Origin of the sequence: Acutalibacter sp. 1XD8-33, from assembly GCF_003612555.1 — a bacterium.
Lineage (GTDB): Bacteria > Bacillota > Clostridia > Oscillospirales > Acutalibacteraceae > Acutalibacter.
In genome coordinates this window covers 38,686-51,385 of record NZ_RAZF01000006.1, presented here as the reverse complement: position 1 = coordinate 51,385, position 12,700 = coordinate 38,686, and the positions used below count along the sequence as shown (strand labels likewise).

The window sequence follows — 12,700 nt, the reverse complement described above, 5'->3', positions numbered from 1 at the left end:
GGACGGACAAAAGGCGCCTTCGAGTCTGCACTCTAAGGCGCCTTTCCTTTTGGAATGAGCACTTCCCTACAAGTTGGTATATCCCATGAGATATTCGTCCACCTGGCGGGCTACACCCCGGCCTTCGGCAATTCCCCACACCACCAAGGACTGGCCCCGGCGCATATCGCCTGCGGCGAACACCTTCTCCACCTTGGTGGCATAGCTCCCGGAAACAGTATCTACCACAGAGCGGGCGCTGGTTTCCACGCCAAAGGCTTGGGGCACATAGTCCTCGCATCCCAAGAATCCTGCCGCAATCAGCAGCATCTCGCAGGGCAGCTCTTCTTCTGTTCCGGCAATTTCGCTTACCGCCACACGGCCATTTTCCATTTTCACTTTCATTTTGACGGTAATCGCCGACCTCAGACGGCCTTCGGCGTCCGTTTTCAGCTCTTTCACAGTGGTTTGATATTGCCGGGGATCCTGACCAAACAGGGCAGCCGCCTCTTCCTGGCCGTAATCGGTTTTGGAGATCCTAGGCCACTGGGGCCAGGGATTGTCCTCTCCTCTCCTGTCCGGCGGCTTGGGCATCATTTCCAGCTGGACCACAGACCTGCATCCCTGACGAATGGCCGTGCCCACACAATCATTACCGGTATCCCCTCCGCCAACAACCACCACGCGCTTGCCTTTGGCGCTGGGACATCTGTCGTCCTTGAGGCCGGAGTCCAGCAGGTTGCGGGTCACGGCGGAGAGGTACTCCACCGCGAAATACACTCCCTCGGCCTCTCGGTTGGCCACGTCAAGATCCCGAGGCTGCCTGGCCCCACAGCAAAGAACGATAGCGTCAAAGCTCTCCAGCAGCTCCTTGGCGTCCATGGTCCTGCCCACATCCACGCCCGTGTGAAATTCCACCCCCTCCTCCGTCATCAGGTTTATCCGGCGGCTCACGACTTCCTTTTCCAGCTTCATATTGGGAATACCGTACATGAGGAGCCCACCGGGGCGGTCATCCCGTTCAAACACCGTGACGCTGTGCCCCCGGCGGTTCAGCTGATCGGCTGCGGCAAGTCCGGCCGGGCCAGACCCCACAACCGCTACCCGCTTTCCTGTGTGGACTTGAGGCGGCCGGGGCATCATTCTACCCCGCTCCCAGGCATCCTCTGCCACGCCCAGTTCGTTTTCCCGAACCGTCACCGGATCTCCGTGTAAACCACAGGTGCAGGCCGCTTCACACAGCGCCGGGCACACCCGCCCTGTGAACTCCGGAAAATTGTTGGTCTTTCGCAGGCGTTCATAGGCTAGATCCAGACTGCCTGTATAGATCAGATCATTCCACTCTGGAATTAAATTGTGGAGAGGGCACCCGGTGAACATGCCCGCCAACTGTACGCCGGACTGACAGAAAGGCACGCCGCACTCCATGCACCGACCGCCCTGGCGGCGGCGCTCCTCCTGGGGCAGCGGCGGGTGGAACTCCTTCCAGTGCTTTACCCGATCCGCCGGGGCCTGCGCCGGGTTTCCCCTGCGGACATACTCCAAAAATCCGGTGGGCTTTCCCATGATCAAATCCCTCCTTTTGTGATGGCGTAGAACGCCTCTTCTTCCGCCTCAACGCGGCTCATGCCACGCTCCTCAAACTGGGCGGCCGTACGCAGCATCCGGTCATAGTCATAGGGCAGGATCTTCTTGAAATGCCGGACGTTAGCGGAGAAGTCCGCCAGTATTTTCCCCGCTCTGGGAGATCCTGTCGTGCTAAAGTGCTGGGCAATCAGATCCCGCAGCTCTTCCATATCATGCTTTTCAGCTACAGGCTCTATAGCTACCAAAGCTTTATTCACCCTTAGATAGAGGTCTCTGTTTTCATCCCACACATAGGCTACACCCCCGCTCATGCCTGCGGCAAAATTATGTCCGATGGGCCCCAGAACCACTACCCGGCCTCCGGTCATATACTCACAGCCGTGGCCGCCCACGCCTTCCACCACGGCAACCGCCCCAGAATTCCGTACGGCAAACCGTTCTCCCGCCATACCATTGATAAAAGCCCTGCCAGAAGTGGCTCCATAAAGGGCTACGTTGCCGATGATGATATTTTCTTCCGCCGGAAAGAGAGAGTCCTTCGGCGGATATACCACTAATTTCCCGCCGGAAAGGCCTTTGCCAAAATAGTCGTTGGCGTCGCCCTCCAGTTCCAGGGTGAGCCCCTTGGGAATAAACGCTCCGAAGGACTGCCCCCCGCCGCCGGCGCATTTCACCGTAAAGGTGTCCTCCGGCAGTGTGCTTCCATGAAGGCGGGTGATATCCGAGCCCAAAATGGTTCCTAAGCTCCGGTCTGTAGATGTAATTCGCAGATGGAGCTCCGCCTTCTCTCCCTTTTCCAGGGCGGATTCCAGCTCTTTCTCCAATGTCCGCAAATCCGCGGTCCTTTCCAGTTGGAAATCATAGGCATCCTGGGGGTCGAAATGCCTTTTGCATTCCTCGCCCGCATAGGGATTCTCCAAAATGGCAGACAAATCCACCAGCGCGTCCCGCGCGTTTACCGCGTGCTCCCGCATCTCTAAAAGATCAGTACGACCCACCAGCTCTTCCACAGTGCGCACGCCCAGCTTCGCCATATGCTCCCGCAGCTCCTGGGCGATAAAACGCATAAAGTTCATCACATATTCCGGCTTGCCCCGAAATCGTTTGCGCAGCTCCGGATTCTGGGTGGCAATTCCCACCGGGCAGGTATCCAGGTTGCACACCCGCATCATCACGCAGCCCATGGTGACCAGGGGAGCCGTGGCAAATCCGAATTCCTCTGCCCCCAGCATACAGGCTATGGCTACGTCCCGGCCGCTCATGAGTTTGCCGTCAGCTTCCAGCGCCACCCGGGAACGCAGCTCGTTCTGAATCAAGGTCTGATGAGCTTCCGCCAGTCCCAGCTCCCAGGGCAGACCCGCGTGATGGATAGAGGTGCGGGGCGCGGCGCCAGTACCGCCGTCATAGCCGGAAATTAGCACCACCTGGGCTCCGGCCTTGGCCACACCCGCCGCGATGGTGCCTACCCCCGCCTCGCTCACCAGCTTTACGGAAATCCTGGCGCGCCGGTTGGCGTTTTTCAAGTCGTAGATCAGCTGGGCCAGATCCTCGATGGAATAGATATCGTGATGGGGCGGCGGGGAGATCAGGGAGACGCCCGGAGTGGAGTAGCGGGTTTGGGCAATCCAGGGGTATACCTTTTTCCCCGGCAGATGCCCTCCCTCGCCTGGCTTGGCGCCTTGCGCCATTTTGATCTGGATTTCCTGTGCGGAGGTCAGATATTCGCTGGTAACGCCAAATCTTCCGGAAGCCACCTGCTTGATGGCGGAACAGGCGTCGGATTTCAGCCGCTCGGGCCGTTCGCCTCCCTCTCCCGAATTGGACTTTCCTCCCAATCGATTCATGGCTTTTGCCAGGCACTCGTGGGCCTCCTCTGAAATCGAGCCGTAGCTCATGGCCCCGGTTTTAAAGCGCTTCACAATGGAATCCACGCTTTCCACCTCATCGAGAGGCAGAGGCGTCTCAGCGTAGCGCATCTCCAGCAGCCCCCGCAGGGTGTGGGGCCGGGTCTCGTCGTCCACCAGGGCGGTGTACTCCTTGAAGAGGGCGTAATCCCCCCGGCGGGTGGATTCCTGAAGCAGGTGGATGGTCTGGGGATTGTAAAGGTGATCCTCCTGTCCCGCCCGGGCCTTGTGCATTCCAACAGAATCCAGGGTTTCGTCCGCAGCAAGTCCCAGGGGATCGAAGGCCCGAGAATGGCTGCTGTCTACCAGCTCCTCGATTTGCTTTAGACCGATACCCCCCACCCGGGAGACGGTGTTGGTGAAGTACTCGTCGATCACTGCTCTGTCAATGCCCACCGCCTCAAAAATCTGGGCAGACTGGTAGGACTGCACGGTAGAAATGCCCATTTTGGAGGCGATCTTCACAATGCCATGGAGGATGGCGGAATTGTAGTCGTCTATTGCGGCATGGGGATCCTTATCCAAAAGTCCCTGGCTGATGAGAGACTCGATGGTGGCCTGGGCCAGATAAGGGTTGATGGCCCGGGCCCCATAGCCCAAAAGGGTGGCGAAATGGTGCACGTCCCGGGGCTCGGCGGACTCCAGAATTACGGAAACCGCCGTGCGCTTTTTCGTCCGCACCAGATGCTGCTCCATGGCGGATACCGCCAGCAGAGAGGGAATCGCCACATGGTTCTCGTCCACGCCTTTGTCCGAGAGAATGATAATATTGGCCCCGCTCCGGTAGGCCCGGTCCCCGGCGATGAGCATCTGGTCCAGAGCCCGCTTCAAGGGCGTATTCTTATAGTACAGGATGGATACTGTCTCCACTCGAAAGCCCGGTCGATTCATGGCGCGGATCTTCATCAAGTCCACAGAGGTGAGAATGGGATTTCCCACCTGGAGCACCCGGCAGTTCTCCCCCTGCTCTTCCAGGAGATTCCCGTCATCCCCAATATACACCGTCGTGTCTGTGACAATCTCTTCTCGAATGGCGTCAATGGGCGGATTTGTTACCTGGGCAAACATCTGCTTGAAGTAATTGAACAAAGGCTGGTTATGCCCCGAAAGCACTGCCAGAGGAACATCCACGCCCATGGAAGCCGTGCTCTCCGCCCCGGTCAAGGCCATGGGCAGGATGGCGGATTTCACGTCCTCATAAGTATAGCCGAAAGCCTTTTGCAGCCGGGCGATCTCACCGGGCCCATACCCCTCCACCCGCTTGTTGGGAATGGGTAGATCCCGCAGGCGCACCAGGTTTCGGTCCAGCCACTCGCCATAAGGGTTCCGGGCGGCATAGGCTTCTTTGATTTCTTCATCATCCAGGATCCGCCCCTGAACCGTGTCTATCAGCAGCATTTTCCCTGGCTCCAGCCGGGATTTTTTTATAATATGCTCCGGGGAAATGTCCAGCACCCCTACCTCAGAGGCAAGGATCAGTCGACCATCATCGGTGATATAGTATCGGGAAGGCCGCAGGCCGCTGCGGTCCAGTACCGCGCCCACCTGATCGCCGTCAGAAAAAAGAATTGAGGCCGGGCCGTCCCAAGGCTCCATCATCACGGCATAATATTGGTACAGATCCCGGCGGGCCCGGGTGATGGTTTGGTTATTCTGCCAGGGCTCTGGAATGGCCACCATCACCGCCAAGGGCAGGTCCATGCCGCTCATCACCAGAAATTCCAAGGTATTGTCCAGCATGGCGGAATCGGACCCAGCCACGTTCACCACCGGAAGCACCTTGTCCATATCGTCCTCCCACACAGCGGCATGCATGGTTTCCTCCCGGGCCAGCATTCGGTCCACGTTTCCCCGAATCGTGTTGATCTCCCCGTTATGGAGAATGAATCGGTTGGGATGGGCCCGCTCCCAGGAGGGGTTGGTATTGGTGGAAAAGCGGGAGTGCACCAGAGCGATAGCGGATTCGTAATCCGGGTCTTGCAGATCCAGGTAGAAGCGCCGCAGCTGCTCCACCAAAAACATCCCTTTATATACAATTGTCCTGCTGGACAGCGAGGGCACATAGCTGTTGTCATTGGACTGCTCAAATACCCGGCGGACCACGTAAAGCCTGCGGTCAAAATCCAGCCCCCGTTTCACACCCTCCGGACGCTTTACAAAGGCCTGCTGGATACAGGGCATTTTCGCCAGCGCCTTGTGGCCCAGGGCGCTGGTTTCCACCGGCACTGTGCGCCACCCCAGGAATTCCATTCCCTCTTTCTCCACGATGATTTCGAACATTTTCTTGGCCCGGTTTCGCCGCAGGACATTCTGGGGAAAGAAAAACATGCCCACCCCATAGTCCCTGGGCCCGCCCAGGGAGAAGCCCAGGCTCTTCGTGGCCTTCTCAAAAAATTTATGGGAAATTTGCAGCAGAATACCCACGCCATCGCCGGTTTTTCCCTCGGCGTCCTTTCCTGCGCGGTGCTCCAGCTTCTCCACAATTTTCAGGGCGTCGTCCACAGTCTGGTGGCTGGCCCGACCCCTGATGTCTACCACCGCCCCAATCCCGCAGGCGTCATGCTCAAAACGGGGATCATACAGCGGAGCGGCATGGGGATTGCTCCGATTGTTCGTCATAGAAAACCCTCTTTTCGGCTGTATTTGCAGATAGCGAGAGATGGGCATTCCACATTCCCGGTGAAATGCCCGTCTTTCTTGAGTATTGGAAGGCCTCCGGCGGCTTAGGGGCGTTGCCCCTAAGAACCCCACCAGGGGCCTAACGCCCCTGGACCGCGCAAATGGTTCATTGGGCGCGCAAAGCTGACCAGTGTAAAAGTTTCGTCAACCTTTTCAAAGGTTGCAGGGTGTGGGACAGCGTCCCACGACCTTGCCGTAGCCGCGTCCTTTGCGGCGAAGGCCGTGTAACACTTAAAAATAAAATCCCCAAAAGCTCTAGTAGTTGATCATGTACTTATCCCGCTCCCAGCTGGACACCCGGGTGCGGTACTCGTCCCACTCGGCCTCTTTTCCGGCGATGTACTGCCCGGCCACGTGGGCCCCCAGGGTATCCAGCACCAGCTGGTCCTGCTTGAGGCTCACGAGAGCCTCCTCCAGAGAGCCCGGCAGGCTCTCGATGCCCCTGGCCGTGCGCTCCGCCGGGGTCATGGCAAAGATGTTCTCCGTGATTTCCGGGGGCGGGGTCATGCCCTTCTCAATGCCGTCCAGCCCGGCGGCAAGGCACACCGCCAGAGACAGGTAGGGGTTGCAGGCCGGGTCCGGGCAGCGCAGCTCCACGCGGGTGGCCTGGCCCCTGGCGGCGGGGATGCGAATCAGGGCGGAGCGGTTGGAGGCGGACCAGGCCATGTAACAGGGGGCCTCGTAGCCGGGAACCAGCCGCTTGTAGGAGTTCACCAGAGGGTTGGTGATGGCGGCCATGCCCTTCATATGGGCCAGAATCCCGGCGATGAAGGCGTAGGCCTCCTTGGAGAGGCCCTTGGGGTCGCTCTCGTCGTAGAACGCGTTCCTCCCCTGGCGGAACAGGGACATGTTGGTGTGCATCCCGGAGCCGTTGATGCCGAAGATGGGCTTGGGCATAAATGTGGCGTGCAGGCCGTTCTTCTGGGCCAGCACCTTCACCGCCAGCTTGAAGGTCATCACCTTGTCGGCACACTGGAGGGCGTCGGCGTACTTGAAGTCGATCTCATGCTGGCCCACCGCCACCTCGTGATGGCTGGCCTCGATCTCGTAGCCCATATTCTCCAGGGCCAGGCAGATCTCCCGGCGGGTGGACTCCCCGTGGTCCAGGGGGCCCAGGTCGAAGTAGCCAGCCTCGTCGTTGGTCTGGGTGGTAGGCTTGCCGTCCTCGTCGGTCTGGAACAGAAAGAACTCCGCCTCCGGGCCCACGTTGAACTCGTCGTAGCCCATGGCCTTGGCCTTTTCCAGGGCCCGGTGGAGTACGCCCCGGGGGTCGCCCACAAAGGGGGTGCCGTCCGGGTTGTACACGTCGCAGATCAGCCGGGCCACTTTACCGTGCTGGGGCCTCCATGGAAATATTACAAAGCTATCCAGGTCGGGGTAGAGGTATTGGTCGGACTCGTTGATACGAACAAATCCTTCAATGGACGAACCGTCAATCATGATTTGATTGTTGACAGCTTTTTCCACCTGCGACGCGGTAATGGCCACGTTCTTCAGCTGTCCGAAAATATCCGTAAACTGCATCCGGATAAATTTCACATCCTCTTCTTTCACGATGCGGACGATGTCATCTTTGGTGTAAGCCATAATAAGTTCCCCTTTCTTTGTCTGCGGCGTTTACAGAAAAAAGGCGCTCCTCCCCCTCGGGGTAGAACGCCTTTGCTCTCACCTGTTTATAGTACCAGTATATCGCTTTTTCCTGAATTGTCAAGAAGATTTTGCATAGCTCTTTAAAGTTTATTGCATTTTCTCCCTTTTTTCCCCCAAGCAAGCCTCATTTTGTGAAATCCACTCGCTTTTAAAATTCATTTAGGAAAATAGCATTGCAATTTCCCGTTCTGCAAAATCTCTCAATTCTTCTTTACTTTTTCAGCTAATTCAGGTAAAATAGAAGAAAGACATTTCCATAGTAAAAATATTTCAGCCCTGCTTTTCGCGAAAGGAGGCGGATATGAATCCCAAATTAAAAGAAAAAATTCTGGAGTCTCTTTCCGCCGTCCTCCCTATCACTTTTATTGTATTAGCTGTCAGCGTTTTCTTGGTGCCCATGGACACTGGCACGGTAGTGATGTTCTTTGTGGGCGCGCTCATGCTTATCGTGGGCATGGGAATGTTTCAGCTGGGCGCCGAAATGGCCATGAGTCCATTAGGCGAGGGCGTAGGCGTGGAAATCGCCAAGCGAAAACGGGCGATTGTCATTCTGCCGGTGAGCTTTCTCATGGGCGCGCTAATTACTTTGGCCGAGCCGGATCTGCAAGTGCTTTCCAATCAAGTGCCCTCCATCCCCAACTCTACGCTGATTGTTACCGTTGCGGTAGGCGTAGGCATCTTTCTGGCTCTGGCAGTGGTGCGAATCGTGCTGAAGGTTAGCCTCTCCGTTCTTCTCACAGGTCTTTACGCATGCCTGCTGGCGCTTTCCTTCTTTGTGCCAAAAGATTTTCTGCCGGTAGCATTTGACTCCGGCGGCGTCACCACCGGCCCAATCACGGTTCCCTTTATTATGGCTATGGGCGTGGGCCTCTCCTCTGTCCGGGGAGACAAAAACGCTTCCAGCGACAGCTTTGGCCTCGTGGCCTTGTCCAGCGTGGGGCCTGTTCTGGCAGTACTGCTTTTAGGCTGTTTTTTCAATCCTCAAGAAGCCGCCTATGCCGCCGGGGATTTGGTCGTGGTTGACACAATGCGGGACGTAGCCCAGGCCTTTGCCTTTGAGCTACCCCGCTATGCCAAAGAGGTTTTCCTCTCCATTGTGCCCATTCTAGGGATGTGCCTGGCTTTTCATCTGATCACCCACCGCTATCAGCACCGGCAGAAGCTGCGCATTGCCGTAGGCTTTGGCTATACGGCCCTGGGATTGGTACTGTTTCTATGCGGGGTCAACGTAGGCTTCGCCCCAGTGGGAACCCAGCTGGGCTCCCAACTGGCCGCTGGCCACGGAAAATGGCTGCTGGTGCCTATCGGTGTGCTGATCGGCTATTTTATCGTCAAGGCCGAACCCGCCATACAGATCTTGAACCATCAGGTGCAGTCCGTCACCAACGGCACAGTGTCCGCCTCCTCTATGAACCGTTGCCTGTCTGTGGGTGTGTCCGTGAGCGTGGGGCTCTCCATGCTGCGGGTGCTCACCGGCCTGCCCATCCACTATATCATTATTCCGGGATACGGACTGGCTCTGGCCCTGTCTTGGTTTGTTCCCAAAATCTTTGTGGGCATTGCCTTTGACTCCGGCGGTGTGGCCAGTGGCCCCATGACATCCACTTTTTTGCTTCCCCTCTGCCTGGGAGCCTGCCAGACCTTGGGCGGCAATGTGATGACAGACGCTTTCGGGGCCATCGCTTTAGTGGCCCTTACTCCCTTGATCGCCGTACAGATTATGGGGCTCCAGTATAAGCGGAAACTTTCCCGCTTGCAAAAGGAGGCCCAGTCTGCTATGATTATGCCTGAGGAAACCGACGATATCGTAGAAATCGAGATGGAATGATCCGGCCCCAAAAGCAGGCCACTATAAGACGTAATGCTCCGCTTCACGTCACGCCGGACACTATCCGTCCCTGGGCCCGGCATGTGTTTGGCTTCCGTGTGCTCAGCTAACATAGAAAAACTCCCTGAGAGCGGAAAAGCCAATTATGGGCGTAGGTTCCCAAATAATTATTATGACCAGATGGTTGGAATTGATCTCTGACGCAAAGCCGGATAATGGCTTTGCGGGAAAGGAAAGAGCGCACAGATGAATCCCGCTGAAAAAACCTATTCCCTTCGCGTTCTGCTGCTGATTTCTACCAAAAAGCTGGCCGACAAGGCAGAAATGCTGTTTCATCATGGCCACCTGCCCCTGCTGTACAGGCTTCATGCCGTGGGCACGGCCTCCAGCGAAATGATGGACATTCTGGGGCTGGGAAGCATTGACAAAGGTGTGCTGGTCAGCGCCATGCCCAAAGTTTTGGCAGACAAAATGCTCCACAAGCTCCACGACCAACTCGGCTTGGGAATGCCTGGCAGCGGCGTAGCCTTTACCCTGCCGCTTTCCAGTGCCAGCACCGTGATTTTTAAGATGCTTCAGCCTACCGTCAGCGGGGAAAGCGCCAATGGAAAGGAAGAGAACATTATGCTGAACTGCAAGCACTCCCTCATCGCCGCGGTGGTGAATCAGGGCTACAGCGAAAAAGTAATGGACGCGGCCCGGGCTGCCGGAGCCAGCGGAGGCTCTGTGCTCCACAGCCGTCATGTGATGGATGGAAATAATCTGGAGGCCATGAGTTTCTGGGGCTTCCAGGTCCAGGAGGAGAAGGAGATTATTCTGATAATTTCCACCATAGAGGCCCGGCTGGGCATTATGAAAGCGATCACAGAGGAGTGTGGAATGCGCAGCGAGGCTCAAGGCATTGTGGCTTCTTTGCCTATCGACACGGCTATTGGCCTGGGCGAACCCAGCGAATCGTAAACTAGATCAAAAATTCTTCTGTCCCTCTTGACTTCCTTTGCTAGTCCGGCTATAATAACCCGCAGAAGCCGAAAACTTCTATATTATTTTGACCGGAAAAGGAGCAGTTTTGCTATGGAAAAAGTTAAAATCGGCATCATCGGCACCGGTGGAATTTCCAATTCCCATGTGCGTGCCTACAAGCAGATGGAGGACGTAGAAATCGTGGCTGGGGCCGACATCGTCCCCGGCAAGGCCCGAAAGGCCCTGGACCGCTGGGAGTTTCCAGAAGCCCGCGCCTATGAAACCGCCGCCGAAATGCTGGAAAAAGAGCAGCTGGACGCGGTCAGCGTGTGTACATACAACTCTACTCACGCTGAATGCGCTATTGCCGCTTTGGAGGCTGGCTGTCATGTACTGCTGGAAAAGCCCATGACCGTCACCCTGGGCGACGCCCAGGAGCTGCGCCGGGTGGAGAAAAAAACCGGCAAGGTCCTTACCATTGGTTTCCAGCCCCGGTACGACGCAAGAATGCAGAAGATTAAAGAGGTGGTGCAGAGCGGTCGGCTGGGCCAGGTCTATTATATCCAGACCGGCGGCGGACGACGGCGAGGCATCCCCGGCAGCACTTTTATTGAGAAGCGCTATGCCGGCGTGGGTGCTTTAGCGGATATCGGCTGCTATTCACTGGACATGGTGCTCAACGCGCTGGGCTACCCCAAGCCCCTGACCGTTTCCGCCGTCAGCTATGATTTCTTTGGCAAGAATCCCAAATACACCCCACCTGAGGATGCGGCCCGTTTCTCTGTAGACGACTTCTGCGGAGCCTTTATCCGCCTGGAAGGAGGCGTCACGCTGGACTTCCGCATGTCCTGGGCCATGCACATGGACACCACCGGCAGCACGATCTTCCTGGGCACAGACGCCGGCCTGAAGGTAGAACCGGCCAATCCGGAGTCTCTGTGGGGCGGCGCCTGGGACGGCAGCTGCGGAAACGTCACCTTATTCCATGACGAGTTCGGCCAGCCTACCCATACGCCTATTCCTCTGCCTGCGCCTCGAGGCGACAAATCTGACTGCTTCTATCAGAAGTGCCGGGCTTTCGTTGACGCGGTAGAACAGGGCCTCCCCGCACCGGTTCCCACCAGCCAGATCATCTATAACCAGGCGATTATTGACGGCATTATCCGCTCCTGCCAGTGTGGTCATGAGGTGGAAATTCACATAGAAGAGATCTAAGCAGGTTTTCCTCGATTCTGGCCTGTGGGGCCTATCGCCAGGAAAGGCACAGCTTTCGGTTTCAAACGGAAATCAGCCAGAAAAGACGGGTATTTCGCAATTTGCAAAATGCCCGTCTTTCTACGTTTACCGCATATCCTTTTTACTGCTTCTTCGCTACAATCAGGAACCGGTGCTGCAAATCCCGGATGAAGCCCTGAGACTCCAGTTCCTCTTGCAGGCGCAAAAGCTGAGGATAGCAACCCTCCACCGAAAAATCTCCGAACTCCCAGGGAGACGTTTTTGCATACCAGCACAACGCCCCTACGTCCAGAAACCGATTCTCATAATATGCCTGATTTTGCTGCATAATTCGAAACCCCGCCGCCTGGAATCTGGGGGCCTCGTTTTCCAGGTTGAAATCCAGCATCCCTCGCTGGAACTCCGGCACCAGACGGCGGCTCAGGGCGCGGCTGTTCATGCCTCCCACCTGCTGGGTGAGGAAAAAGCCCCCCTTGCGCAGAACCCGGCGCACCTCCGGGAGGTCGTAGCTCTCGTGGCGGTCGATCACCAGATCAAAGGCCCCGTCCGGAAAGGGCAGGCGGGGGTCCGTCTCGCTGTCGTACTTCTCCACATGGATGCCCATGGGGGCCAGCCGCTTCAGGCAGAGGCGGTAGTTGGGCTCCCAGCCCTCGGTGGCCCAGGTGAGCTCCGGGGGATGGCCCAGGCTCAGCAGCACCTCCCCGCCCCCGGTGCCCAGGTCCAGCAGGCGCACCCCCTGGCGAAGGAACTCCCTTACCTTGGCCTGGTAGTCCCAGGGGGGAGACCCCTCTTGCCAGCGCCCGGCCAGCCGGGAAAAGTCCCAGCCCTTCATGGCCTCCCGCTCTTCCCTTTGCCACTGTGATTTCCAGTCCAT

The 12,700-nt window shown here is 57.2% G+C and carries 7 protein-coding genes; 3 read left to right on the top strand and 4 right to left on the bottom strand.

Annotated features, from left to right (window positions below; translation table 11 throughout):
• Positions 1-66 precede the first annotated feature (66 nt).
• The 3 genes from D7X94_RS06530 to glnA all read right to left on the bottom strand — a co-directional run bounded on the left by D7X94_RS06530 (position 67) and on the right by glnA (position 7,736).
• Positions 67-1,545, bottom strand: coding sequence for a glutamate synthase subunit beta (locus tag D7X94_RS06530; RefSeq protein WP_120426924.1), 1,479 nt, complete (start codon positions 1,543-1,545; stop codon positions 67-69).
• 2 nt (positions 1,546-1,547) lie between these two features.
• Positions 1,548-6,089 (bottom strand): glutamate synthase large subunit, encoded by a 4,542-nt coding sequence (gene gltB / locus D7X94_RS06525; RefSeq protein WP_120426923.1) that lies wholly within the window; start codon positions 6,087-6,089, stop codon positions 1,548-1,550.
• A 315-nt stretch (positions 6,090-6,404) separates the two neighbouring features.
• The gene (gene glnA / locus D7X94_RS06520; protein WP_120426922.1) at positions 6,405-7,736 is read right to left on the bottom strand and encodes a type I glutamate--ammonia ligase; all 1,332 of its coding nucleotides are present in this window, start codon (positions 7,734-7,736) and stop codon (positions 6,405-6,407) included.
• 364 nt (positions 7,737-8,100) lie between these two features.
• Between glnA and D7X94_RS06510 the strand changes: the two genes are divergently transcribed.
• The 3 genes from D7X94_RS06510 to D7X94_RS06500 all read left to right on the top strand — a co-directional run bounded on the left by D7X94_RS06510 (position 8,101) and on the right by D7X94_RS06500 (position 11,805).
• Positions 8,101-9,627 (top strand): DUF1538 domain-containing protein, encoded by a 1,527-nt coding sequence (locus D7X94_RS06510; protein ID WP_120426920.1) that lies wholly within the window; start codon positions 8,101-8,103, stop codon positions 9,625-9,627.
• A 246-nt stretch (positions 9,628-9,873) separates the two neighbouring features.
• Entirely contained in the window at positions 9,874-10,587 is a 714-nt protein-coding gene (locus tag D7X94_RS06505) for a transposase (RefSeq protein ID WP_120426919.1), read from the top strand.
• A 114-nt stretch (positions 10,588-10,701) separates the two neighbouring features.
• Positions 10,702-11,805 carry a Gfo/Idh/MocA family protein gene (locus D7X94_RS06500; RefSeq protein WP_120426918.1) on the top strand — a complete coding sequence of 368 codons (1,104 nt, stop codon included), beginning with the start codon at positions 10,702-10,704 and terminating at the stop codon, positions 11,803-11,805.
• Positions 11,806-11,947: 142 nt separating this feature from the next.
• On the opposite strand, the gene D7X94_RS06495 is transcribed toward D7X94_RS06500, so the two are convergent.
• On the bottom strand, positions 11,948-12,700 hold the full coding sequence (locus D7X94_RS06495; RefSeq protein ID WP_120426917.1) for a class I SAM-dependent methyltransferase: 753 nt from the start codon (positions 12,698-12,700) through the stop codon (positions 11,948-11,950).